General features: G+C 67.8%; 22 protein-coding genes. 13 read left to right on the top strand and 9 right to left on the bottom strand.

What is annotated here, in order from left to right; genetic code table 11:
• The first annotated feature begins 75 nt into the window (after nt 1–75).
• The 3 genes from HWX03_RS35760 to HWX03_RS35750 are packed head-to-tail and all read left to right on the top strand — an operon-like array spanning nt 76 to nt 4,223.
• Nucleotides 76–1,764 (top strand): GMC oxidoreductase, encoded by a 1,689-nt coding sequence (locus tag HWX03_RS35760; RefSeq protein ID WP_175874600.1) that lies wholly within the window; start codon nt 76–78, stop codon nt 1,762–1,764.
• Between the two features lie 12 nt (nt 1,765–1,776).
• Nucleotides 1,777–3,234 (top strand): aldehyde dehydrogenase family protein, encoded by a 1,458-nt coding sequence (locus HWX03_RS35755; protein WP_175874550.1) that lies wholly within the window; start codon nt 1,777–1,779, stop codon nt 3,232–3,234.
• The gene (locus tag HWX03_RS35750) at nt 3,231–4,223 is read left to right on the top strand and encodes an amidohydrolase family protein (RefSeq protein WP_175874549.1); all 993 of its coding nucleotides are present in this window, start codon (nt 3,231–3,233) and stop codon (nt 4,221–4,223) included. The genes HWX03_RS35755 and HWX03_RS35750 overlap by 4 nt, the downstream gene beginning before the upstream one ends.
• 106 nt (nt 4,224–4,329) lie before the next feature.
• On the opposite strand, the gene HWX03_RS35745 is transcribed toward HWX03_RS35750, so the two are convergent.
• The 6 genes from HWX03_RS35745 to HWX03_RS35720 all read right to left on the bottom strand — a co-directional run bounded on the left by HWX03_RS35745 (nt 4,330) and on the right by HWX03_RS35720 (nt 10,894).
• A complete protein-coding gene (locus HWX03_RS35745; protein ID WP_175874548.1) occupies nt 4,330–5,313 on the bottom strand; it encodes an amidohydrolase family protein in 984 nt (327 codons plus the stop codon).
• Complete coding sequence (locus HWX03_RS35740) at nt 5,291–6,238, bottom strand: YncE family protein (RefSeq protein WP_175874547.1); 948 nt, start codon at nt 6,236–6,238, stop codon at nt 5,291–5,293. Before HWX03_RS35740 ends, HWX03_RS35745 begins: the two co-directional genes overlap by 23 nt.
• Before the next feature lie 46 nt (nt 6,239–6,284).
• Nucleotides 6,285–7,568, bottom strand: coding sequence for an MFS transporter (locus HWX03_RS35735; protein ID WP_175874546.1), 1,284 nt, complete (start codon nt 7,566–7,568; stop codon nt 6,285–6,287).
• Nucleotides 7,569–7,675: 107 nt separating this feature from the next.
• Nucleotides 7,676–8,593 carry a dihydrodipicolinate synthase family protein gene (locus tag HWX03_RS35730; protein WP_175874545.1) on the bottom strand — a complete coding sequence of 306 codons (918 nt, stop codon included), beginning with the start codon at nt 8,591–8,593 and terminating at the stop codon, nt 7,676–7,678.
• 8 nt (nt 8,594–8,601) lie between these two features.
• Nucleotides 8,602–9,774, bottom strand: coding sequence for an L-rhamnonate dehydratase (locus HWX03_RS35725; RefSeq protein ID WP_175874544.1), 1,173 nt, complete (start codon nt 9,772–9,774; stop codon nt 8,602–8,604).
• A gap of 49 nt (nt 9,775–9,823) precedes the next feature.
• Complete coding sequence (locus tag HWX03_RS35720) at nt 9,824–10,894, bottom strand: 4-hydroxythreonine-4-phosphate dehydrogenase PdxA (RefSeq protein WP_175874543.1); 1,071 nt, start codon at nt 10,892–10,894, stop codon at nt 9,824–9,826.
• 115 nt (nt 10,895–11,009) lie between these two features.
• Here HWX03_RS35720 and HWX03_RS35715 point away from each other — a divergent pair, with 115 nt between their 5' ends.
• Nucleotides 11,010–11,957: a LysR family transcriptional regulator gene (locus HWX03_RS35715; protein ID WP_175874542.1), complete on the top strand. Its 948-nt coding sequence runs from the start codon at nt 11,010–11,012 to the stop codon at nt 11,955–11,957.
• Nucleotides 11,941–12,237: a hypothetical protein gene (locus HWX03_RS35710; protein WP_175874541.1), complete on the top strand. Its 297-nt coding sequence runs from the start codon at nt 11,941–11,943 to the stop codon at nt 12,235–12,237. The genes HWX03_RS35715 and HWX03_RS35710 overlap by 17 nt, the downstream gene beginning before the upstream one ends.
• Before the next feature lie 57 nt (nt 12,238–12,294).
• Here HWX03_RS35710 and HWX03_RS35705 read toward each other — a convergent pair whose 3' ends face one another.
• Nucleotides 12,295–13,566, bottom strand: a complete 1,272-nt coding sequence (locus HWX03_RS35705) for an MFS transporter (RefSeq protein WP_175874540.1) — start codon at nt 13,564–13,566, stop codon at nt 12,295–12,297.
• A gap of 181 nt (nt 13,567–13,747) precedes the next feature.
• On the opposite strand from HWX03_RS35705, the gene HWX03_RS35700 reads away from it, so the two are divergent.
• The gene (locus tag HWX03_RS35700; RefSeq protein ID WP_175874539.1) at nt 13,748–14,434 is read left to right on the top strand and encodes a hypothetical protein; all 687 of its coding nucleotides are present in this window, start codon (nt 13,748–13,750) and stop codon (nt 14,432–14,434) included.
• Between the two features lie 17 nt (nt 14,435–14,451).
• On the opposite strand, the gene HWX03_RS35695 is transcribed toward HWX03_RS35700, so the two are convergent.
• The gene (locus tag HWX03_RS35695; protein ID WP_175874538.1) at nt 14,452–15,537 is read right to left on the bottom strand and encodes an ATP-binding protein; all 1,086 of its coding nucleotides are present in this window, start codon (nt 15,535–15,537) and stop codon (nt 14,452–14,454) included.
• On the bottom strand, nt 15,534–16,271 hold the full coding sequence (locus HWX03_RS35690; RefSeq protein ID WP_175874537.1) for a response regulator: 738 nt from the start codon (nt 16,269–16,271) through the stop codon (nt 15,534–15,536). Before HWX03_RS35690 ends, HWX03_RS35695 begins: the two co-directional genes overlap by 4 nt.
• Before the next feature lie 443 nt (nt 16,272–16,714).
• On the opposite strand from HWX03_RS35690, the gene HWX03_RS35685 reads away from it, so the two are divergent.
• The 7 genes from HWX03_RS35685 to HWX03_RS35655 all read left to right on the top strand — a co-directional run bounded on the left by HWX03_RS35685 (nt 16,715) and on the right by HWX03_RS35655 (nt 23,370).
• Complete coding sequence (locus HWX03_RS35685; RefSeq protein ID WP_175874536.1) at nt 16,715–18,199, top strand: FAD-dependent oxidoreductase; 1,485 nt, start codon at nt 16,715–16,717, stop codon at nt 18,197–18,199.
• Nucleotides 18,200–18,209: 10 nt separating this feature from the next.
• Entirely contained in the window at nt 18,210–18,869 is a 660-nt protein-coding gene (locus tag HWX03_RS35680) for a c-type cytochrome (RefSeq protein ID WP_175874535.1), read from the top strand.
• 35 nt (nt 18,870–18,904) lie between these two features.
• The gene (locus HWX03_RS35675; protein ID WP_175874534.1) at nt 18,905–19,579 is read left to right on the top strand and encodes a hypothetical protein; all 675 of its coding nucleotides are present in this window, start codon (nt 18,905–18,907) and stop codon (nt 19,577–19,579) included.
• A 76-nt stretch (nt 19,580–19,655) separates the two neighbouring features.
• Nucleotides 19,656–20,276 carry a TetR family transcriptional regulator gene (locus tag HWX03_RS35670; RefSeq protein WP_175874533.1) on the top strand — a complete coding sequence of 207 codons (621 nt, stop codon included), beginning with the start codon at nt 19,656–19,658 and terminating at the stop codon, nt 20,274–20,276.
• Between the two features lie 244 nt (nt 20,277–20,520).
• Nucleotides 20,521–21,354, top strand: coding sequence for a phytanoyl-CoA dioxygenase family protein (locus HWX03_RS35665; protein WP_174385555.1), 834 nt, complete (start codon nt 20,521–20,523; stop codon nt 21,352–21,354).
• Between the two features lie 16 nt (nt 21,355–21,370).
• Nucleotides 21,371–21,784 carry a RidA family protein gene (locus HWX03_RS35660; RefSeq protein ID WP_175874532.1) on the top strand — a complete coding sequence of 138 codons (414 nt, stop codon included), beginning with the start codon at nt 21,371–21,373 and terminating at the stop codon, nt 21,782–21,784.
• A 218-nt stretch (nt 21,785–22,002) separates the two neighbouring features.
• Nucleotides 22,003–23,370 (top strand): DUF1329 domain-containing protein, encoded by a 1,368-nt coding sequence (locus HWX03_RS35655; RefSeq protein ID WP_175824157.1) that lies wholly within the window; start codon nt 22,003–22,005, stop codon nt 23,368–23,370.
• The last annotated feature ends 104 nt before the right edge of the window (nt 23,371–23,474 follow it).

The following is a 23,474-nucleotide window of genomic DNA, read 5'->3' as shown; positions in this document are numbered from 1 at the left end:
CGGTTTCCGGTAGCTATCGGGTCGCGGCGCCCCACCGTACTGTGGCAGACGCATTCAATGGAGAACGCGTCTGCCATGAAGAACACCACGCCGTATCGTCCCGCGCGCCGCGTCCTGCTCGCGCAAACCCTCGCCCATTCGGCGACGCTCGCTGTCGGTTCGCTGTTCGGCGCCAACGCGATCGCGGCAAGTGCGGCAAACTCGTCGAACTCGCTGAACTCGTCCGGCTCGGGCGCCGCCGGCACGTCGCCCCGCACCACGACCGGAAGCGGCCCGCGAACCGTCGATGTGCTGGTCGTCGGCGGCGGTTCCGCCGGTGCCGTCATGGCGGCCCGCCTGAGCGAGAAGGCAAGTCGCAACGTCCTGCTGCTCGAGGCCGGGCACGACTATGCCGCCTGGGACTACCCGCACGTCATCGCCAGCAGCGATATCGTCGGTGGCGATGCGCGACATGAATGGGGGTACCGCACCCAGGCCGGCTACGTCGATCACCCGATCAACGCCCTGCGCGGCAAGGTGCTCGGCGGCAGTTCGGCGATCAACGGTGCCGTCGCCATTCGCGCGCGGCCGCAGGATCTGAAGCACTGGAATCTTCCCGGCTGGTCGTACGAGGCGATGCTGCCGTCGTTCCGGCGGCTCGAACATCGCGACAACGACAGCGTGTCGCACGGCCAGGCGGGGCCGCTGCCCGTGCGTCAACTGACGCGCGAGGACCTCACGCCGATGCAGCGCGCGTTCGTCGATGCGACCGTCGCGAACGGCTATCGCGCGATCGAGGATTTCGACGGCGCGGACGCCAACGGCGTCGGCCCGTATCCGATGAATATCGTCAACGGCGTGCGTGTCAATACGGGCATGGCCTACCTGACCAATGAGGTCCGGGCACGGTCGAATCTGGCGATTCGCGGCGGCGCGCTGGTCGATCGTGTGCTGGTCGCGCAGGGACGGGCCATCGGCGTGCGGCTCGAAAACGGCGAGGACATTCACGCGAACGAGGTGATCCTGAGTGCGGGCGCTTATGGCAGCGCGGCCATTCTGCTGCGTTCGGGCATCGGGCCGGGCGCCGACCTGCGCGCACTGTCGATTCCCGAAGTCGCCGCGTTGCCGGTTGGCCGGCGCCTGAAAGATCATCCGTTCTATTACAACGCGTATGCCGCCCGTCCCGACCGGATCGGCGAGCAGTCGCCGTCGATCGGTGCGTTCCTGTGGACGAACAGTTCGACGGCGCAGCATGGCGATCTCGATCTGCATGTCACCGCGACGCATCTGTTCCCGCACGACCAGAGCCCGACCAAGGTCGGTTTCGTCCTCGCGGTCGCGCTCACGCGTCCGTTGTCGGTCGGCAGCCTGACACTCGCGAGCCGGCAGCCGGGCGATGCACCCGTGATCGACCTGAATTTCCTCGGTGAAGAGCAGGATCGCGTGCGGCTGCTCGAAGGCATCAAACTGGCGCGCCGCATCGGCCGCACCGCGCCGCTGTCCGGCCTCGTTCATTCGGAACTGAATCCGGGGCCGGGCGCGGAATCCGACGAACGGATTCTGGCGTCGGCGCGCTCGACGCTCGACACGTACCACCATCCGACTTCGACCGCGCCGATGGGCGCCATCAACGATCCGCATGCCGTCGTCGATCTCGAAGGACGGGTGCACGGCGTGAGCGGCCTGCGTGTCGTCGACGCGTCGATTTTTCCGGATGCGATTTCGGTCGCGACCAACATCACCACCATTGCGGCGGCCGAGCATATCGCCCGCCGCTACAGCTGACAGGAGAACGTCATGACTGTTGCTGCTCCCGCATTGCACTGGATCGACGGCGAGTGGGTGGATTCCGTCGCTCATCGCGATTCCGTCGACCCCGCGACAGGCTCGGTGATCGGCCGTTATGCCGACGGCGGCGAGCCCGAGGCGCGCGCGGCGATCGACGCAGCCCTGCGCGCGTTTCACGACACGCCGTGGAAGCGCGATGCCGCGCTGCGCGCACGCGTGCTGGACGAACTGGCCGCCGCATTCGAGCGGCATGCCGACGCGCTGATCGAACTGCTGGCGCTCGAGAACGGCAAGATCAAGCCCGAAGCGCGTTTCGAAGTGTCGATGGTGCCGTCGAAGCTGCGCTACTACGCGGCGCTGGCGCGGGCCGAAACGGGCCGCAGCGGAACGCCTCGGCCGGACGTCGTGTCGCTCGTGCTGCGCGAGCCGATGGGCGTCGCCGGCATCATCGTGCCGTGGAATTCCCCCGTCGTGCTGATGGTGCGTTCGCTCGCGCCGGCGCTGGCGGCGGGGACGACCGCCGTCGTCAAGATGCCGGGCCAGACCGCGCAGACCAATGCGCTCGTGGCACGGGTCCTGTCCGAAGCGCCGTCGCTGCCGCGCGGCGTCGTCAATCTGTTCAGCGAATCGGGCGCGGCCGGAGCGAAGCACCTGATCGCCTCTGCCGACGTCCCCGTCATCAGCTTCACGGGCTCGACCGCGACGGGGCGCGCGATTGCCGCCGTCGGCGCGCAGCGGCTCAAGCGCGTCGGTCTCGAGCTCGGCGGAAAGACGCCGCACGTCATGTTCGACGACACGGATCTCGATTCGGCCTTGCCCGTCATCGAGAAATCGCTGACGGTGTTCGCCGGGCAGTTCTGCATGACCGGCTCGCGCCTGCTGGTGCAACGCGGCATCGCGGACACCGTGCGCGCGCGTCTCGCGCAACGCCTGGCCGCGGTGCGGGTCGGCCCGGCCGCCGATCCGCGCAGCGACATGGGGCCGCTCATCGACCGGCCCAACGTCGAGCGCGTGAATCGCGCGGTCGACGCGGCGATCGCAGCGGGCGCGAAAGTGGTCGTTCGCGGCGGCCCGGTGACCGAGGTCGAGCTTGCGCGCGGTGCGTTCTATCGTCCGACGTTGCTCGAAGTCGACAGCGCCCGGCTCGATATCGTTCAGCAGGAAACCTTCGGGCCCGTCATGACGATGCAGGTATTCGATACCGAGGCGGAAGCCGTCGCGCTGGCCAACGACAGCGAATATGGCCTGGCCGCGGCGGTCTGGACCCGTGACTTGCCGCGTTCGATCCGCGTGGCGCGGTCGCTTCAGGCGGGCACGGTGTGGATCAACGACTGGGCGAAGGTGTACGACGAATTCGAGGAGGGCGGGTATCGGCAATCCGGCCTGGGCCGCCTCAACGGCGCTGCCGCGATCGACGACTTCATCGAATACAAGCACATCACGCTGACAACCGGAGAAGCGCTTTGAAAGCCAAGATCGTACTGGAAGAGCACCTGTCGACCGCGCTCAACAACAGCATGTGGGACGCGTCCGGCGAAGCCGAGCGCAACGGGAAGCGCTACATGGACGACGTCGACGCGCGACTGCTTGACGCGGACCGGCGGATCGGGGAGATGGACCGGTGCGGGATCGACATCGCGGTGCTGTCGCTCACGTCGCCCGGTGCGCAGTCGATTCTCGACCGCGCGGCGGCCGTCGATTTCGCGAAGCGGACCAACGACGAGATCGCCGAGCGCTTCACCTCCGTGCATCCCGGGCGCCTGCAGGCATTCGCGACCGTCGCGCTGCAGTCGCCGAAGGACGCGGCGGACGAACTCGAACGGGCCGTCGCGGAACTCGGGATGCGAGGGGCGCTCGTGAACGGCTATACGAATATCGGCGACGCGGACACCGCGCAGTATCTCGACGAGGCGCCGGTCTGGGAATTCTGGGAGCGCGCGGCCGCGCTCGACGTGCCTGTCTATCTTCATCCACGCGAGCCGCTGCCGAGCCAGCGGCGGATCTACGACGGCTATTCGTCGCTCGTCGGCTCGGCATGGGGGTTCGCCCATGAGACCGCCACGCATGCGATCCGCTTGATGCTGAGCGGCCTGTTCGATCGCTATCCGAACCTGACGATCATCCTGGGGCATCTCGGTGAAGGGTTGCCGCTGATGTTGCCGCGCCTCGAGCATCGCCTTCGCATGCAGCGGGACGGCACTGGGCTGGGGCAGGCGAAGCGCCCGGTCGGCGAGTATTTCAGCCGCAACTTCTACGTCACGACGAGCGGCCACTTTCATACGAAGGGGCTGCTCAACACGATCAGTGAAGTCGGCGTCGATCGCGTGCTGTTTTCCGCCGACTACCCGTACGAGAGCATGCAGACTGCCAGCGAGTGGTTCGACCACGCCTTGCTGAGCGAAAACGACCGGGTCAAGATCGGCCGCACGAATGCGGCGCGTCTGTTCGGTTTCTGATCCCGGCGGCATCTGAAAGCGGGACGCGTTTCGTTTCCGCGATGACACGCGGCGCGCTCATGGGCGTCGCGTGCCGTTTCAGGTAGTGGGGTGCGGTGCGCGGCCGTCAGTCCGCGCGCCCGGCAGCGGCGCCGACATCGATCCGGTACACCCGCAGCGCGTTGTCATGCCAGATCGCGCGGCGCGCGGCGTCATCGAGGTGCGTCATCGCACAGGCGAACGTGCGCAGCAGCGCGGGATACGACACACGCAGGCCGGCCACGGGGAAATTGCTGGCGAACAGGCAGCGCTGCGAGCCGAAGATCGCGATCGTGTCGCGGATGATCCTTGCGTTGTCCGCATCGTTCCACACTGCATCGCGCAGGCCGAGTTCGGAAATCTTCACGACGACACGCGGCGATTCGGCGAGCGCCGCCATGCCGCTGCGCCAGCGCGCGAGCCCTGCGTCCGAGCGATCCCACGGCAGCCCCGCGTGTTCGAGCACGACGTCGACGTCGGGCGCATCGGCCAGCATCGCGGCTGCGTCGCCGAGATGCCAGAACGGCACGCGCAGATCCCAGCTCAGGCCGTGCGCGGCGACGCGTTCGAGCGCGGCCGGCCAGCGCGGATCATGCAGCGCGCTCGGCCCGTCGATCGATGCATCCGGCGCGGCCGTGGTGCGCGGCTTGAAACGCACGCCGCGCACGCGCGGCCACGCGGCCTGTTCGGCGAGCCGTTCGTCCGCATCGCCGGCCAGCAGGTCGACCCACGCGACGATCGCCGACGGTAGCCCTTGCGCAGCCGCGACGTCGTGCAGCCAGCGCGTTTCCGCCAGCGCCTCGTCGCGCGCGCGTTCGGCTTCGACGTGCACGCTCGCGACGATCGGCGCACCTTGCGCGGCGTGCCGGTAGTCATCCACACCGAAATCGCGGCACAGCGCCGCGTAGTCGCCGAACATGAAGCGCGCCGGGTCGTACTGCTCCTGCAGCCACGGATAGTGCGCGCCCGTACCGAGCCGCCACAGGTGGTGATGCGCATCGACGAGCGCCGCCGGCATCGCGTCGGCCGACATGGCGCCGTCGCGCGGCTCAGCGCGTGCCTGCGAGCACATACGACGCATCCGGTTCGCGCAGCGTCGGTAACGCACCGACGAACCGCCACGCGTCGAGGTCGAGTTCGCGCACATAGTCGTCCTGGAACGACACGTACGCGATGCGCCGCGACGGATGGAACGACAGCGCGGTCGGGTTCGCGGGCAGCGCGACGCGTTCGATCTCTTCCAGCTGCCGCGCATCGAACACCGAGATCGACCGTTCGCCTGAATTGGTCAGCAGCAGCAGGTCGCGGCCGTCCGGCGCACGGGTGAGGTAGATGCGGTTCGGGTCGCTGCGCGTTTTCACGCGGCGGCCGCAGGTCATCGTCTCCGTGTCGATCTCGACCAGCGTGTCGTCGCCGCGATTCGCGACGAACAGCGTGCGCTCGTCGCTCGACAGCGCATTGCCTTCGGGGCGCGGGCCGGGCATCACCGCGCGCGGGGCGACGGTCGCGTCGCGCGGATGGAATTGCGTGACGGTGTTCGACAGCAGGTGCACGCCGTACGCGCGGCTTGCGTCGCGCGTGAGCGTCACGAGGTGCGTCTTCACGCCGCCGGACGGCACCGCCATGTTCGGTACCGGCTGCCGGGTCGGCTCATCGAATACGAGCAGCATGTCGTGCGCCTCGCTCATCGCATACAGCCGGCCGTCGCGGTCGCTCGCCATCCCGTGCGGCCGGTAGTACGGCCACAGGTCGAGCATCCGCGTGTGGGTGCGCTCGACGAGGTCGATCTCGGCGATCCGGTGATCGCCTTCATGACCGCGCGACCACGCGGTCTCGATACCGAAGATGCCGACGTACGCATAGCGGTCGTTCACGTCGACGGTGAATTCGTGCGGGAAGTTCGGCAGCACGATGTGCTTGAGCGCGGCTTTCGTGTCGAGGTCGTAGAAGCTGAAGGTATGGGCGCATTTCTGCACCAGCAGCAGGATGTCGTTCATCGTGTGTCTCCGTTGTTTCGTTCGCGTGACCGCGTGTCGATGCGCTTCAGTCTTCGCAGCGGCGGGGCAGCGTCAGTGCGAGCAGGCCGGCCACTGCAAGCGTGACCGCGAGGCTGTAGACGCCGGCCGCCGCGCTCACGTGCTGCGTCAGCACGCCGACCGCATACGGGCCGCAGAAGCCGCCGAGATTGCCGAGCGCGTTGATCAGGCCGCGTGCGCTGCCGGCCGTCTCGACGCTGCAGAGCTTCGGCGGAATCGCCCAGAACACGCCGGCCGCCGCCTGCAGGAAGAAGCCGCAACCGATCAGGAAAGCGAACGATACGGCCATCGACGCATGCGTGAGCACCGACAGCGCGAGGCATGCGGCGAACCCGACGAGCGGCAGCAGCACGAACAGGCGCCGCTTGCCGGTTCGATCAGACCAATACGACGTGACGAGCATCCCGATCACCATCGCGACGTACGGCAGCATCGCGAGCAGGCCGATCCGGCCCATCCCGCTGTGCGTGAGATTTTTCAGCAGGGTCGGCAGCCACATCGTATAGCCGTAGATGCCGGCCTGATAGCAGAAGTTGATCGCGATGAGCAGCCTGATCGTCGGGTGGCGCAGCAGCGCGCCGAACGAAGCGGCCGCCGGCGTGCCGGCCGCGCGCTTGCGTTCCTGCTCGTCGCGCAGCGCGTCGAGGATGTACGCCTTCTCGCGCGGCGACACCCAGCGCGCGGTCTCGGGGCCGTCGTCGGCGAACAGCATCCACACGACCAGGCACAGCAGCGACAGCGCGCCCGCGCTGAAGAACAGGTGATGCCAGTCGTACGCGGCGAGGATGAAGCCGGACAGCGGCGCGGTGATCATGCCGGCGAGCGGCACGAACAGGATGACCATCGCATTCGCGCGGCCGCGTTCGCGGTCGGGAAACCAGTGGCTGACCATCGTCAGCACGACGGGCAGCATCCCGCCCTCGGCCACGCCGAGCAGGAAGCGCAGCGTCAGGAGTTGCCACATATGGGTGACGAGCCCGGTCAGCACCGACAGCACGGCCCAGCTCACGAGCGACCACGCGATGAAGGTCTTGCCGCTGCCGCGCGCCGCGAGCCGGCCGCCGGGAATCTGCAGGAACAGGTAGCCGAAGAAGAAGATGCCGCCGGCGAGGCCGGCCATCGTCGCGTCCATGCCGAGATCGGCGTTCATCCCGCCGGGCATCGCGAACGCGATGTTCACGCGGTCCATGTAGGAAATGATGCAGGCGAGCAGCAGCGGCGGAATCACGCGCAGCCAACGGCGGCGCGGGATGGCTTCGCCGGCTTCATAGGCCGGGTTCAACAGGTTCATGGTGTCTCCAATCCATGTGATCCATCTGACGGGCGGCGGCGGCCTTCTGTCGGGCCGCCGTCACGCCGATGCGCAACGCACGCGCGTTGCGGGTGCAAAAACGATGTCTAGCGCCCCCAGCGCAGCACGAGCGGGTCGAGCCGCCGCGCCGTATCGAGCAGGCCGGCGCGCACCTGCGGATGCAACTCGGGCCACGGCGCGCGCGGCCGGTCGCACGCGATCACGCCGCCTTCCTTCATCAGCGCCTTCGCAGTGAGGAAGCCCGACTGGCGGTTCTCGTAGTTGATCAGCGGCAGCCAGCGCGCGTACTGCTCGTACGCGTCGTCGCGGCGCCCGGCGAAATACGCATCGGTGATCCGGCGGATGCCGTCCGGGTAGCCGCCGCCCGTCATCGCGCCGGTCGCGCCGGCGTCGAGGTCGGCGAGCAGCGTGATGCCTTCCTCGCCGTCCCACGGCCCTTCGATCGCATCGCCGCCGAGCGCGATCAGCTCGCGCAGCTTCGACGCGGCGCCGGCCGTCTCGATCTTGAAGTACGACACCGCGTCGATCTCGCGCGCGAGCGTCGCGAGCAGCGACGCCGGCAGCGCGACGCCGCTCGCGGGTGCGTCCTGGATCATCAGCGGAATGTCGAGGCCGTCGGCGACTTCACGGAAGTACGCGCGCACCTGCACTTCGGGCACGCGGAACGTCGCACCGTGATACGGCGGCATCACCATCACCATCGCCGCGCCGAGCGCCTGCGCGTGCCGGTTGCGTTCCGCGCAGATCCGCGCGCTGAATTGCGACGTCGTGACGATCACCGGCACGCGGCCGGCGACGTGCTCGAGTGTCGTGCGGGTGATGAGGTCGCGCTCGTCGTCGCCGAGCGCGAACTGCTCGGAATAGTTCGCGTGGATGCAGAGGCCGTGCGAGCCGGCATCGATCATGAAATCGATGCAGCGGCGCTGGCCGTCGAGATCGAGCGCGCCGTGCGCGTCGAAGATCGTCGGCACGACGGGAAAGACGCCCTGGTAGCGTGCGTGCATGGTCGGCCTCACTCGACGATGTCGAACTGGTCGAGGAATTCGGTCTTCAGCGTGAGGCCGAGGCCCGGCACGTCGTCGCGCAGTTGCAGGAAGCCGTTCTCGGCCACCGGCTCGCCGTCGAAGATGTAATAGAACAGCTCGTTGCCGACTTCGACGTCGAACATCGGGAAGTACTCGCTCATCGGCGACGCGAGCGTGCTCATCGTCAGGTGGTAGTTGTGCATCTGGCCTGCGTGCGGAATCACCGGCACGCTGTACGCCTCGCACAGCGCGTTGATCTTGTGCGCCATCGTGATCCCGCCGACGCGGTTCGTGTCGTACTGCACGACCGACACGGCCTTGCGGTCGAGCAGTTGCTTGAAGCCGTACAGCGAGAACTCGTGCTCGCCGCCGGAGATCGGGATGCGCGTGAGCTGGTTCAGCTCGGCGTAGCCGTCGATGTCGTCGGCGATCACCGGCTCTTCCAGCCAGCGCGGCTGGTATTTCTCGAGCTTCGGCAGGATGCGCTTCGCATACTCGAGGTTCCAGCCCATGTAGCACTCGAGCATCAGGTCGTTGTCGTAGCCGATCACCTCGCGGATCGCCGCGACCGACTTCAGGTTCTCCACCACGCCCTGCTGCCCGTGCGCGGGCCCGTAGCCGAAGCGCATCTTGAACGCGCGGAAGCCTTCCTTCAGGTACTGCTGCGCTTCCTCCTGCATCGCCTTCAGGTCGGTGCGGTAGAGCTTCGAGTAATAGCAGGGAATCTTTTCCTTGGTGCGGCCGCCGAGCAGCTTGAACACGGGCTTGCCGACGCTCTTGCCGAGGATGTCCCAGATCGCGATGTCGACCGCCGAGATCGCCGCCATGCCGATGCCCTTGCGGCCCCAGGCGTGGGTCGCGCGGTACATCCGCTGGTTCAGGTACTCGTAGTCCCACGGGGCCTGGCCGATCACGAGCGGCGCGAGATACTGGTCGATGATCACCTTCGCGACGTGCGGCGCGAGCGCGACGTTGCCGAGGCCGACGATGCCGTCGTCGGTCTCGACTTCGACGACCGTCCACGCATGGAAGCGGAACGTGCTCATGGTTTCCTGCGGCGCGTACAGCAGGTCCATCGCGTTCGAGCAGAAGTTGCCTTGCGGCGGGACGGTCTTGCCTTTCCACTGGAATACGCGGGCGCGCACGGAACGGATTTTCATGATGGTGTCTCCAGAATCGATGTTGTCGTGGGTAGAAGGCGCGCGAGCGTCACGCCGAAACGATGGGCGAGCGCCGCGCTGCGCCCATCCGGCACGCGATCTGCAGCGCCTGCCAGGTTGCGCCGACGTCGGCCGTGCCGCGGCCCGCGATGTCGTACGCGGTGCCGTGCGCGGGCGTCGTGATCGGCACGGGCAGCCCGCCCTGCACGGTCACGCCGCGCGAGAAGCCGAGCAGCTTGATCGCAATTTGTCCCTGGTCGTGGTACATCGTGACGATCGCCTGGTAGTCGCCGGCCTGCGCCTTCAGGAAGATCGTGTCGGCCGGGAACGGGCCATGGAACGGCGCGTCGGTCGGCCAGTCGCGCGCCTGCAACCGGCGCACGGCCGGCTCGATGATGTCGACTTCCTCGCGGCCGCAACTGCCGCCGTCGCCGCCATGCGGGTTGAACGCGGCGATCGCGACCTTCGGCGCGGCGACGCCGTTCGCGAGCAGCGACCGGTAGATCAGCTCGGACGCCTGTTCGATCCGCTCGACGCTCAGTTGGGCCGCCGCATCCTTCAGCGGAATGTGCGACGAGATTCGCGCGGTCCACAGTTCGCCGAGCGTGTTGAATTCGCAGAAGTAACCGGTCACGCCGAGCGCGGCGGCGAAGTGGTGCAGTTCGTCGTCGTGGCGCAGCCCGCCGAGCTTCATCGCGTACTTGTTCAGCGGCGCGAAGCAGATCGCGTCGATGTCGCCGGCGAGTGCGGCGTCCAGGCACTCGTCGAGCACGGTCAGCGTCGAGCGGCCGCCGGCCGCACCCGCCTGGCCGACCGTGACCTGTGCGGGATCGATCGTGTCGACGGCGACGAACGCGGCGCGCGCGGTGGACGGCCGGCTGCGCACGGCTGCGAGCGACGCGATGGGTTCGACGTCGACCTTGACGCCGGCGACCCGCTGGCCGGCTTCCCACAGCCAGCGATCGCCGATCAGCACGAGGTTTGCGCGGGCGGTCGCGTCGGGGCGGGCGAGCAGTTTCGCGATCAGTTCGGCGCCGATGCCGGCGGGGTCGCCGAGCGTCAGCGCGACGACGGGCAGCGCGACGACGGGCAGGGCGGCGGCGGTCGAGGGGGTGTGCATGCGGTGTCTCCGGTGGCGGCGCGCGGCCGTTGGTCTATGGGGTTGATGCTAGGTAGACGGAATGAGTCGGTAAATTGAAAACTCTTGATGAATCGATAACCTGGAGTAATCAAAGATGGGCTCGATCGACCGACGAGACTCGACCCCGCAACTGCTGAACCGACTGCGCATGCGGCAGATCGCGCTGCTGCTGGCCGTGGACGAATGCTCGACGCTGCGCGCGGCGGCCGAGCAGATGGGCCTCACGCAACCGGCCGCGACGAAGATGCTGGCCGAACTGGAGAGCGCGCTCGGCCAGCGGCTGTTCGACCGCATCGGGCGCGGGCTCGTGCTGAACCCGGCCGGCGAGCGCGTGCTCGGCTATTTCCGCGGCATCCGCGGCAGCATGGAAGCGCTGAACCGCGAGCTCGGCGAGCTGCAACTGGGCAGCGCGGGGCGGCTCGCGATCGGCAGCATCATGGCGGCGTCGCCGGGGCGGCTGACCGAGGCGCTGGTGCAGTTGAAGGCGCGTTATCCGCTGCTCGCGATCGACATCGCGGTGGATACGAGCGACCGGCTGATGCCGCAGCTTCGCGAAGGCGTGCTCGACGTGGTGATCGGGCGCAACGTCGGGACCGACTGTGACTTCCGCGTGGTCGACGACGAGGCGCTCGCGATCATCGCGGGCCGCGACCATCCGCTCGCGGGCGCGGGGCCGGTCGAATTCGATGCGCTGCTCGATTACGCATGGATCCTGCAGCCGGCCGGCAGCCCGGCGCGAGAGGTCGTCGAGCGCGAATTCCGCGCGCGTCACCAGCCGATGCCGCGCGGGCTCGTCGAAACGGGCTCGATCCTGACCACGATGAACCTCGTCGACCGTTCGCCGATGCTCGGCGTGATTCCGCAGACGGTCGCGCAGCGCAACGCGGCGCACGGGCTCGTCGCGATCATCGATTACACGCTCGAACAGAAGCTGCCGTCGTACGGCAGCCTCGTGCGGCGCGACCGGCCGTTGAGCATTCCCGCGCAGCAGTTTCTCGCGCTGTTTCACCAGGACGCTGCGGGGGATGACGGCAGTGCGTAATCGCGCGGTTTGCCAGCCGAGGCGGCCGAGCCAGCCGCGCCAACCGCGCTGGCCGAGCAGGCCGATCAAGCCGATCAAGCCGATCAAGCCGATCAAGCCGATCAAGCCGATCAAGCCGATCAAGCCGATCAAGCCGATCAAGCCGATCAAGCCGAACCAGCCGAACCAGCCGAACCAGCCGAACCAGCCGAACCAGCCGAACCAGCCGAACCAGCCGAACCAGCCGAACCAGCCGAACCAGCCGAACCGGCCAAGCCACCACCATCGCGGAACGCGGTGAAGCGTGATGGCGACGCCGGCGAGGCGGCCGAGGCAGGCGAACCCGAAGCGAACCGCTTCAGCGCACCGACGGCGCGGCGGGCGCGTCGGCGAGCGCCGGCATCGAGTCGGACAGCGCGCGATCCGGCCGAATCCGCAGCGCGGCGACGATGCCGATCAGCAGCATCGCGACCGAGCCGATGAACGGCACCGTCCAGCTGCCGGTGCGATCGACGAGATAGCCGAACAGGATCGGCGACAGGATCCCCGAGATCGCGGAACCGGCGTTCATCATCCCGCTCGCGATGCCGGCGTGGGTCGGCGCGATGTCGCTCGGCACGGCCCAGATCGGCCCGATCGTCAGTTCGAGGCACAGGAACGATCCCGACAGGCACAGCGCGACGCCGGCCGTCGAGTGCACGACCGCGAGCGGCAGCAGGCAGGTGAGCGCGCCGACGAAGCTCGTCACGATCACGCTCTGCCGCGACAGCGCGAGGTTGCCGGTCTTCCGGTAGATGCGGTCGCAGAGCCAGCCGCCGAGCGTGTCGCCGACCACGCCCGCGAAGAACACGCCGGACGCGAACAACGCGGTCGACTTCAGGTTCAGGCCCTGGCCGTTCAGGAAAAAGGTCGGCAGCCACGTGAAGAACAGCCACGCGGTCCAGCCGTAGCAGAAGTAGACGAAGATGGTCGGCCCCATCCGGCGGAACAGCGGCCCCCACGGCGTGGGCCCGGACGGTGCGGCAGGGCGGCGGGTGCGCGTGCGGCCGTCGTCGTCGCCGAGCGGATGCTCGCGGAAGCCGACGATCCACCACGCGAGCCAGACGAGCGTCACCGCGCCGATCACGAAGAACGCCGCGCGCCACGACAGCCACGTCATCAGCGCGGCGACGATCGGCGGCGTGACCGCGTTGCCGAGCCGGGAGAACGAATGCGTGAAGCCCTGCACGACGCCGCGCCGTTCGCGCGGGAACCAGTGCGTGATCGCCCGGGCCTGGGCCGGCAGCGTCGCGCCTTCGCCGATACCGAGCAGCAGGCGCGCGGCGAACAGCAGCCCGAGACTGTGCACGAGCCCGGTCGTGAACGTGGAGACGACCCAGATCAGCCCGCAGCCGATCAGCGTGATGCGGGCGCCGAACCGGTCGGCGATCCAGCCGCCGCCGATCTGGCAGATTGCATACGAATACGCGAACGCGGAGAATGCGACGCCAAGCTCGGTATTCGACAGCCCGAGTTCGGCCTTGATCGCGCCGGCCGCGGTGGCGAGGTTGACGCGGTCGACGTAGAGGATGAACGAAAGCGCGCACAGCAGCCACAGCGTGTGGCGCCGCTGACGATGGTCGGTGGGCATGTGTCTCACTCCATGTTCGTGCGCGGCGTTGCAATGACGCTGCGTTCACGGGCGGGCCCAGCATCGCGCGGCGGCGGAGACACAGTCCAATGAATCTTTGGGATCAATCGATAACCGCAGGTATTCATTCCCGTTTCGGCCGCACCGGGCGCACGGATGCAACGGACACACAGGTGACGAATTGACCGACGACGACGAACTTTCGCTCCGCCCGGAGAGCCGCTTCTGGCAGCTCGCGCCGGTGAGATGGTGGATCCGCGGGCACGGCCGCGACGGCTATTCGTTCCGCCTGCTGCTGTGCCCGCTCGCGATCGTGTTCGTGCTCGAATTCGTCTGCGTGATGGCCGGCGCGCTGTACACCAGCATCGCGATCAGCGCGGCCGCGACGCTGTTCCTCGGCATCGCCGGGTTCTACGGTGCGCAGCGCGAATGGCTGATGACGCCCGCGCCCGCCCGCGCGCTCGCGAAGGCGCGCATGAAGCAGGCGGCCGAGCGGCTCGCATCGCTGGGCGTCGGTGCGACCGTGCTCGCGATCTTCGTCGCCGCGACGTCGCTGTCGCTCGTGATGTCGGGCCAGCCGGTGCTGGACAGCGTGTCGAAGGACGCGGTGTCGATCTTCATCGCGCTGGCGTTTTTGCCCGTGTACGTGTCCGGCGCGGTACGCAAGCTGGCGATCGCGCGGATCGAGGCACTGGAGGCGTTGCGCCAGGCGACCGTCGGCACGCGGCTGAAATTCGACCGCGCCGGCGCCGTGCGCGCGGTGGTCGTGCAGGGCGCGGCCGGGAAAGGGACGGTATCGGTGATGGAATACACGGTGCTCGGGTTCACCCCGCCGCTCGAACAGGTCGGGCGCGAACCGCGCGCATGAGCGGTAAGGCTCGCACGTTACGCCGGGAAGCGCTCGCTTTCAGGCACCGGCACGAGATCGTCGGGCCACTGCACCTCGAACCGCGTGCCGCCCGCGCCGGTCGGCACGCACAGCGCTTCGCCGTGGTGCGCATGCGCGATCGCCGCGACGACGGCGAGCCCGAGGCCGGAGCCGCCGGGTTGCGACTCGTCGACGCGCCGGAACGCCTGGAACACGTGCGGCGCGAACTCGGCCGGGATGCCGGGGCCGTCATCCTCGACGCGCAGCCGGCACATGCCGTTCTCGATGCGCGTCTGGATCCGGATCGCGCCGGGCACCGCATGGCGGCGTGCGTTCTCCAGCAGCGCGAGTAAAGCCTGACGGATGCGGACCGGGTCGCAGCACATGCGACGCGGGTCGAGATCGAGTGCCGGATGCTGACCGGCGGCCTGCAGCGCGTGCGCGAACACGTCGACCACCGCGCGCACCTCGGCGGCGAGGTCGGTGTCGCGGATCTCGATGCTCAGGTGGCCGCTGTCGGCGAGGCTGACCACGCGCAGATCCTCGATCAGCCGCGTCAGCCCTTCGACCTGCGCGAGCAGGCTGCGGTACAGCGCGTCGCTCGGCGTGAACACGCCTTCGGCGAGCCCCTGCAGCCGGCCGCGCAGCACGGTCACCGGCGTGCGCAGCTCGTGCGCGATCGCCGCGTTCCAGAAGGTTTGCTCGTCGGTCACGCGCTGCAGCTCGCTCGCGAGCACGTTGAAGTTGTCGGCGAGCAGCGCCGCTTCCTTCAACGAACGGTCGCCGGCGACGGCCCGTGCGCCGAGATCGCCGCGCGCGACGCGGCGGATGCTGTCCGTCACCGAATTCAGCGGCACGAGGATGCGGCGCGACAGGTTGATCGCGACGACGATCGCGATCAGCAGGCCGACCAGCGTGGTCGAGATGATCCACACCCACTCCGGCCCGCTCGGGAGCCAGCTCACCGCCTGGAACGACTCCGGCGAGTACTGGTACAGCAGGTAGTAGAACGCATAGGCCGTCACGACGATCAGCACCGTGACGCCGAAGGCGATCGCGCCCATCGTCAGCGCGATCTGGCGGCTCAGGCCATCGAGTCTCACTCGCCGCCCCACAGTTTGTAGCCGACGCCGCGCACGCTTGCCGGCACGCCCGCGACGCCGAGATCGTCGAGTTTCTTGCGCAGCTTGCTGACGTGGCTGTCGACCGTGCGCTCCAGCGCGTCGCCTTCCGGCAGGCAGGTGGCCATCAGCTCGGCGCGGCTGAACACGCGGCGCGGCGCGCGCGCGAGCTGCGCGAGCAGCTTGAATTCGGTGAGCGTCAGCACGAGCGTGTGGCGCGTGCCGTCGATTTCGACCGTCGCTTCGTGGTGTTCGAGATCGATCTCGAACGGCGCGGCGCGCAGCACGCGCTGCTCTTCCTGGCGCGAGCCGCCCATCGACCGGCGCAGCACCGCCTGGGCGCGCGCGACGACTTCGGCGGGGTTGAACGGCTTGACCACGTAGTCGTCGGCGCCGATGCGCAGCCCGGTCAGCTTGTCGATGTCCTGGTCGAGCGCGGTCAGCATGATGACCGGCGTGTCGCCGCGATGGCGGATCTCGGCGAGCACCTTCCAGCCGTCGACGTGCGGCATCTGCACGTCGAGCAGCACGAGGTCGGGCTTCAGCGACAGGTGGAGTTCGAGCGCGCGGCGGCCGTCGGCGGCGTGCACGGTGCGCAGGCCGTTGCGCGCGAAATAGGCGATCAGGATCTCGGCGATCTCGGGTTCGTCCTCGGCGATGAGGACGAGCGCCTGCGCGCGCTGGCCGGCGCCGGGGGATGAAGAAAATTCGGGCATGGCCACTCGTTCAGATCCATCGGGGTTCCATCGAATCGCCATACTACCGTACGGCCCGCGCAACCGAACGGAGACGGGCGCGGCCGCGCCGATCGCCGTCGCGTGCGCCGTCTTTCCGCAACCTTTCGGAAGCGCTGAAAGGCGTTGCCCGACAGGGGAATACCCTGTCTTTTTTTTTCAAGCCTGTTTTATGTATCATGACCTAACTTTTGCAACATGTACTAATTAGAGGCGCCGGAAAATCCTTATCGGTACGGGGTAGTACGGCGCGTGTCCAGGCAGGAATGCGAACCGGATTCGCGCGCCCCGTCAGGGGGCGGGCGGGCCGGCGGCAGGTGAAGCGGATCGGGATCGCATCCCGTCGTCAGACTCCGCGCGAACGATGGCCGCCTGCCGCCGGGGCGGCCGGCGTTCGCGCTCATTGCAGGCGTCATTCACAGATCATGTCCAGGAAGTCATCCATCAGCGGGGCGGCCGACCCGCAGCGCAGGCAGTGGCTCAAGGTCGCGGGCGCGTCGGTCGCGGCGGGCGGCCTTGCACTCGGCGCCGCGCGGGCGAAGGCCGATGCGGCGCCTGCCGCCGGCCACGACGGCGCGGTGCTCGATGTCGCGATCGTCGGCGCCGGGCTGGCCGGCCTGACGGCCGCGCGCGACCTGCGCTACGCGGGCTGCGAATCCTTCGTCGTGCTCGAGGCGCGCGACCGCGTGGGCGGCCGCACGCTGAACTACGACGTGGGCGGCGGCTTCGTGACCGAAGTCGGCGGCCAGTGGATCGGCCCGGGCCAGACGGCGGTCGCCGATCTCGCCCGCGAGCTGGAAGTCGGCACGTTCCCGAGCTACTACGCGGGCAAGACGGTGATTCTCGGCGGCGACGGGCGCGCCGAGCTCGACCTGGAGGGCACCTTCGGCACCGACGAGGCCGTCGCGGCGAAGCTGAGCAAGCTGTCGCGCGACGTGCCGTCCGGTGCGCCGTGGACGTCGCCGAAGGCCGGCGAGCTCGACCGGCTGTCGGTCGGCGACTGGCTCGCGACGCAGGGTATCAAGGCGGAAGACCGGATGGGCTGGAACGCGTCGATCTCGCTGTCGGGCGGCATCGCGCCGGCGAAGATGGGGCTGCTGCACTTCCTGTCGATGATCAACTCCGCCGATTCCGATTACGCGCAACTCGACTCGATCAAGCACAGCGCGCAGGAAACCCGCTTCGTCGGCGGCTCGCAGCTTCTCAGCATCCGGATGGCGCAGCAACTGGGCGACAAGGTGCGGCTGTCGTCGCCGGTGCGGCGGATCGTCGGCTGGGATCGCGACGTCGTCACGTTGCAGACCGATCGCGGCACGGTGCGCGCGAAAAAGGTCGTGATGGCGCTTCACCCGGCACTGTGCCACCAGGTGCAGTTCGACCCGCCGCTGCCCGACAAGCGCCTCGCGCTGCAGCGCGCCTGGCCGGCCCATTCGCCGGCGCGCAAGACGGCGATGGTCTATCGCCGCCCGTTCTGGCGCGACAAGGGCTTGAACGGCCACATCTTCCAGACCGACGGGCCGATCTTCTGGGCTTACGACAATTCGCCGCCGGGCGGCGAGATCGGCGTGATCAACGCGTTCGTCCGGAATGCGCTGGTGCCGTCGGATCCGCAGGCCGCGAAGCAGATGCACATGGATCTCTATGCGCAGGCGTGGGGCGACGAAGCGCGCGCGCCGGTGTCGTACCACGATCGCGACTGGGGGCTCGCCGACCCGTGGACGCTCACGTGCGTGTCGGCGATCCCGCCCGGCTTCTGGAGCGCGCACGGCGACGCGCTGCGCGCGCCATGCGGCAACCTGATCTGGTCGGGCACCGAGACCGCGAACATCTGGGCCGGCTACATGGACGGCGCCGTGCGCTCCGGTCACCAAAGCGCGCTTCAGGCGCTCAATGCGCTGCGTCGTGCTTAGGAGAGCGAAGATGAAGAAACGCATGCTGCTCGTCGCGGCGCTCGTGGTGATCGGCGCGTTGCTGGCGCTCTACGGCCCGACGCTGCTGGGCTTCTACCGCCTGCAGCGCCATATCGATACGGCCGCGCAAGCCGACGACGCCGACGGCGGCCCGTGGCCGCGCGTGACCGACGCGTGCATGAGCTGCCATGGCGTGAAGGGCACGTCGCTCAACCAGGCGTATCCGAGCCTCGCCGGCCAGCCGGCGCAATACGTGGCCGCGCAGCTTCGTGCGTTTGCGGGCGGGCAACGCGCGAACCCGACGATGGGCCCGCTCGCGATGACGATGAGCGAAGCCGAGATCACGCGTCTGGCCGGTTATTACGCGAAGCAGGCGCCGCTGGACAACGGCTCTTTCAAGCCGGATGCGCGGCTGCGCACGAAAGGCCAGCAACTGGTGACAGGCGGTGCATGCGCCGCCTGCCACGGCGCACGGCTGACGGGCCAGGCGCAGTTCCCGCGTCTGGCCGGGCAGGGTTACGACTATCTGCTCGCGCAGCTCGACGCGTTCGCGACGGGCTCGCGCAGCGAGGCGACCGGCACGATGCAGCGCGTCGCGCAGGCGATGTCGGCGGATGACCGCGCGGCGGTGGCGACCTATCTCGCGAGCCTCAGCCCCGCCAGGCAGTGAATCAACGGCAGCAATCGACCTCGGGAGTTCGAACCATGGATCACAGATCACTTGTCCTTTGTCTTTCCAGCGCGACGCTTGCGGCGACGACCGGCGTCTACGGCTTCAAGTTCGTGCGCAAGCGTAACTTCCTGATCGGCCTCGAGTGGTGGATCGTGACGATCTCCGCGTCCAACGCGGTGATCTTCTTCGCGACGGAATCGCCGGTGTCGTACTTCATTTCGCACTTTCTCGACGCCTTCTCGCGCGGGTTCGGGATGCCGGTGATCGCGGTCGCCGGCCTGATGGCCGTCACGCACGGCTACCGGCCGTCGATGCGGCAGGACGTCACGCTGTTCGTGCTCGCGACGCTCGGGACGGTCGCGCTCGTGGCCGGCGTGTTGCAGCACGCGTTGCCGTACTTCTACGTGGCGATGTGGACGCTGATGTCGATCTATCTCGCCAGCTTCGTGTGGCGGCTCGTGCGTGCCGGCCACGCGTTCCACGCGCTGACGACGACGCTCGGGCTCGTCGCTTCGCAGGCGATCGCGTGCATCTACGATTTCTACAAGATCCCGGGCGAGGAAACCAACGTCGTGTTCAATTTCTATGTACTGGCGCTGCTGACCTGGTCGTACCTGACCGTCGTGCTCTATTACGCGTATTGCGCACTGGAGCGGGAGAAGGGGCGCAGTCGGGCCGGTGCCGGTGTGTTGTCGTATCCGAAATGAGTAGATGTACTGAGAAAGTGATCGGCATGCACGTATCGCGGGCGACCGGCTGCCGCGGTGGTGGTGGAACGGTCCGATGGACTCGCCGCGCCTGACCCGCGCCGAGCGGCGCGATGCGACGCGCGAACGCCTGCTCGGCGCCGCGCACGCGATCTTCGCGGAGAAGGGGTATGCGGCCGCGAGCGTGGAAGACATTGCAACGGCGGCCGGGCATACGCGTGGCGCGTTCTACTCGAACTTCCGCGGCAAGGCCGACGTGCTGTTCGAGCTGCTGCGACGCGATCGGGACGACGCTGCCGCGACATTGCAGCGGATCGTCGGTTCGCATGACCCGGACGACGATGCGCAGCGCGCGATGCTCGCGTACTGGCGAAGGGGCACGACCCAGCCTGCAGCGCAGCTGATGTGGCTCGACGCGCAGCTCCAGGCCGCGCGCGATCCGCGGTTCCGTGCGCGGTTCGGCGCATTGCTGCGCGACCGGCAGGCGCTCGCGGCCGCGTGCATCGACGCGTATGCGGCACGGGCCGGCGTGTCGCTGCCGTTGCCCACGCCGGTGCTGGCGCTCGGCCTGACCGCGCTGTGCGACGGCATGCAGTCGCACGGCGCGGCCGATGCGCGAAGCACGGTCGACGCGCTGGCCGACACGGTACTGGTCGGCTTCATCACGCACACGGTGTTCGATCGCGTGCGCGGATGAAGGTGCGAAGCAGCGGCGGCCGCGCGTCGTCGTGCGCTTGTATGAAGGCCGAAAGCAGATTGTCATGATGGGCCGGCGGCGGGCGGCGACGCACGTTCGATCATGCAGACGAAACAGGGAATACCCCGCCTTTATCTTTTATTTATTTTTGTCATGATGACCTAACATAGTCATCATGTTCTACTGAAGGGCCGGCAGTGAAGACGAACCGCCGGTTGTGGCTGAACGAATGGGGAGATAGACGATGGATGCAATGAAGCGAAAGGCGTTCTTCGAGGACGGAGCCGTGCTCATCGAAGGCGTGCTCGACGACGAACAACTCGCGCAATGCCGCGCGGTGTTCGACTGGGGAATGGAGAATCCGGGCCCGATGGCGACGACGTTGCTCGACGGCACCGAATACAAGTCGCACAACGACAACGCGAACCCGTATGCGAAGGAGCGGCTCGACGCGCTGGTCGGCACGCTGCCGTTCGGGCAGCTGTTCGCCGACCTGTGGGGCTCGAAGCACGTGTGGTATTTCGCCGAGGAGCTGTTCATGAAGGGCGGCGGCAAGAGCGCACGCTCGCCGTGGCACCAGGACACATCGTACCTGCCGTGGCAGGGGATGCATTTCGGCAACGCGTGGATCAGCTTCGAGCACGTGCCGAAGCGCAATGCGCTGGAGATCGTGCGCGGCTCGCATCACGGTGTGCGGCACGACGGCACGACGTTCCAGAACGCCGAGGACCCGACCGATCCGTTGCATGGCGGCGACGTATGGCCGCGCCTGCCGAACATCGAGGCCGAGCGCCGCACGGCGCCGGATGCGTACGACATCCTGTCGTGGGAAACGAAGCCGGGCGACGTGCTGCTGCTTCATCCGGGCGTGTTGCACGGCGGCGGCGCGGTCGATGCCGATTTCCCCGATCGCCATACGCTCGTGCTGCGCTTTTTCGGCGACGACGCGGTGTTCAGCCCGCTGCCCGACGAAAGCCGCTCGGGATTCACGCCGGCCGGCGTGCTGTTCGTCGAGGAGCTCGCTGCGCTGAAGGCCGGCGATCCGTTCCGCGCGCCGTGTTTCCGTCAACTCGTCTGAACCGGGAGAACTCATCATGACAGCAACCCCGAAGCGGCAATCGATCGTGCCGGCCGCGTTCCAGCCGTGGTACGACGCGTACCACTTCTCGCCGGCGACGCGCGTCGGCGACACGATCTGGGTATCGGGCCAGGTCGGCCTCGACGCGCAGATGCAGCCGGCCGACGGCGTGCAGGCGCAGGCGCAAATCGCGTTCGAGTGCCTGAAGATGATCCTCGAGGAAGCCGGCGCGAGTCTCGCCGACGTCGTCGAACTGACGACCTTCCACACGGATCTGCAGCGCGAGACCGAAGGCTTCGCGGCGGTCAAGGACGTGTATTTCCCCGACCGTTACCCGTCGTGGACGGCGGTCGGCGTCACGCAACTGGCGCTGCCGGGGCTGTGCGTCGAGATTCGCGCGGTGGCGGTGGCCGGGTCCGGCAAGGGCTGACGGAAGGCACGAGGGTTTTGCGTTGGATCTGCGTTCCATATGGATCGTAGTACTGAAGAAATAGTGCCAAGAGAGCAATCAATCAAGTGGCAGGCAGCCGGCCGGAACCCCGGCCGGCCTCGATCAGGGAGCGACGTCATCGTCGGCTGACGATGACGATCGAAGCAAACGCGTTTCGTCCGGGATGGGCGAGCGAAGGCGGAGCACGAAGGAGAACCATGATGAAGAAGCATCGTTTCTGGACCACGTCCGCGATCGCGGCCGCTGCATGTGTCGCGATCGGCACCGCCGTCGCGGCGGACGACCTGACGCCGGCCGGCGCCGACCGCTCGGCGAGCAAGGACGGCGCGGTGCCGGCCTATACGGGCAAGCAGTCGCCCGACGCCGGCTGGGAGTGGGGCAAGGTGCGCGGCGATTTCTGGAAGCATCGCAGCGAGAAGCCGCTCTATTCGATCGATGCGGCGAACGTCGACAAGTATGCGGACAAGCTGTCGCCCGGGCAGGTCGCGCTGATCAAGCAGAAGAAGGGCTACCGGATGGACGTCTACCCGTCCCACCGCGAATGCCAGTTGCCGGATGCCGCCGAGCAGAACTCGAAGGCGAACCTCACGGCCGCGAAGCTGGATGCGAGCGGCGAGAACCTCGCCGCGGCCGCGTTGCCCGGCGTGCCGTTTCCGCAACCGAAGAGCGGCATCGAAGCGATCCTGAACTACGAGATGCGCTATCGCGGCGAAGGCGTCGAATGGGCGCAGGTCGCCACGAGCATTTCGCCGCGCCCGGGCGGCAGCGAATGGATCGACGCGGTCGGCCCGCAGACGTTCTACTTCCCGTCGGCCAAGCTCGGCAAGACATCGCCGCAGGACGTCGACCAGTTGAGCGCCGCCGTCTACTTCCAGATGAACTCGCCGGCCGCACTGGCCGGGCAGGCCTTCGTCCAGCGGCAGTATTTCAACAAGGACTCGGAAACCTACTACTACTTCCCGGGCCAGCGCCGCGTGCGGCGCATGCCGGCCTATACGCACGACGCGCCGCTGATCGGCTTCGAGAACCAGTACCTGATCGACGAGGCCAACATGATCAACGGCTCGCTCGACCGGTTCAACTGGAAGCTGGTGGGCAAGAAGGAAATGCTCGTCCCGTACAACGCGTTCGGCATGTACAAGTTCAAGAGCAAGCTGCACGACGTCGCGACGCCCGACGGCCTCGCCGCTGCGAACCGCCGCTACGAGACGCATCGCGTGTGGGTCGTCGAAGCGACGCTGAAGCCGAGCGCGCGGCACGTCGCGTCGAAGAAGGTGTTCTATCTCGACGAAGACAGCTGGCTCGCGCTCGTCGGCGAGGACTACGACGCGCAGGGCAAGTTGTGGAAGGTGCGGGAAAGCTACCCGATTCCGGTCTGGGAGCTCGGCGGCACCTGCGACAACGAACCGCTCGCGCAGTACGACATGATCAACGGCCGCTATGTGTTCGATGCGTCGTCGATCGGCCAGGGCAAGGACATTCGCTGGTTCGGTCAGGCCGACGATCCGCGCTTCAAGTCGGATTTCTACACGGCGGAATCGCTGCGCTCGGTCAGCGAACGCTGACGGCCGCCGGCTGACGGATAAAAGGACCGGCGCGCGCAACGATCGTGCGCCGGCATCGAACAGGGGCGGAGGTGGATCATGGAACCGGCAAGATTGTTCAGGAA

This window comes from Burkholderia sp. BCC0397 (assembly GCF_902832865.1).
Lineage (GTDB): Bacteria > Pseudomonadota > Gammaproteobacteria > Burkholderiales > Burkholderiaceae > Burkholderia.
The sequence above is the reverse complement of the archived record's forward strand: the minus strand, read 5'-3'. Positions and strand labels throughout refer to the sequence as shown.

Excerpts from the sequence above, each read along its gene's own strand:
- HWX03_RS35760 (WP_175874600.1), top strand. The coding sequence starts at position 76 with ATGAAGAACACCACGCCGTATCGTCCCGCGCGCCGCGTCCTGCTCGCG.
- HWX03_RS35755 (WP_175874550.1), top strand. The coding sequence starts at position 1,777 with ATGACTGTTGCTGCTCCCGCATTGCACTGGATCGACGGCGAGTGGGTG.
- HWX03_RS35745 (WP_175874548.1), bottom strand. The coding sequence starts at position 5,313 with ATGTGCTCGCAGGCACGCGCTGAGCCGCGCGACGGCGCCATGTCGGCC.
- HWX03_RS35740 (WP_175874547.1), bottom strand. The coding sequence starts at position 6,238 with ATGAACGACATCCTGCTGCTGGTGCAGAAATGCGCCCATACCTTCAGC.
- HWX03_RS35735 (WP_175874546.1), bottom strand. The coding sequence starts at position 7,568 with ATGAACCTGTTGAACCCGGCCTATGAAGCCGGCGAAGCCATCCCGCGC.
- HWX03_RS35730 (WP_175874545.1), bottom strand. The coding sequence starts at position 8,593 with ATGCACGCACGCTACCAGGGCGTCTTTCCCGTCGTGCCGACGATCTTC.
- HWX03_RS35725 (WP_175874544.1), bottom strand. The coding sequence starts at position 9,774 with ATGAAAATCCGTTCCGTGCGCGCCCGCGTATTCCAGTGGAAAGGCAAG.
- HWX03_RS35720 (WP_175874543.1), bottom strand. The coding sequence starts at position 10,894 with ATGCACACCCCCTCGACCGCCGCCGCCCTGCCCGTCGTCGCGCTGCCC.
- HWX03_RS35715 (WP_175874542.1), top strand. The coding sequence starts at position 11,010 with ATGGGCTCGATCGACCGACGAGACTCGACCCCGCAACTGCTGAACCGA.
- HWX03_RS35710 (WP_175874541.1), top strand. The coding sequence starts at position 11,941 with ATGACGGCAGTGCGTAATCGCGCGGTTTGCCAGCCGAGGCGGCCGAGC.
- HWX03_RS35705 (WP_175874540.1), bottom strand. The coding sequence starts at position 13,566 with ATGCCCACCGACCATCGTCAGCGGCGCCACACGCTGTGGCTGCTGTGC.
- HWX03_RS35690 (WP_175874537.1), bottom strand. The coding sequence starts at position 16,271 with ATGCCCGAATTTTCTTCATCCCCCGGCGCCGGCCAGCGCGCGCAGGCG.
- HWX03_RS35685 (WP_175874536.1), top strand. The coding sequence starts at position 16,715 with ATGTCCAGGAAGTCATCCATCAGCGGGGCGGCCGACCCGCAGCGCAGG.
- HWX03_RS35680 (WP_175874535.1), top strand. The coding sequence starts at position 18,210 with ATGAAGAAACGCATGCTGCTCGTCGCGGCGCTCGTGGTGATCGGCGCG.
- HWX03_RS35675 (WP_175874534.1), top strand. The coding sequence starts at position 18,905 with ATGGATCACAGATCACTTGTCCTTTGTCTTTCCAGCGCGACGCTTGCG.
- HWX03_RS35670 (WP_175874533.1), top strand. The coding sequence starts at position 19,656 with ATGGACTCGCCGCGCCTGACCCGCGCCGAGCGGCGCGATGCGACGCGC.
- HWX03_RS35665 (WP_174385555.1), top strand. The coding sequence starts at position 20,521 with ATGGATGCAATGAAGCGAAAGGCGTTCTTCGAGGACGGAGCCGTGCTC.
- HWX03_RS35660 (WP_175874532.1), top strand. The coding sequence starts at position 21,371 with ATGACAGCAACCCCGAAGCGGCAATCGATCGTGCCGGCCGCGTTCCAG.
- HWX03_RS35655 (WP_175824157.1), top strand. The coding sequence starts at position 22,003 with ATGATGAAGAAGCATCGTTTCTGGACCACGTCCGCGATCGCGGCCGCT.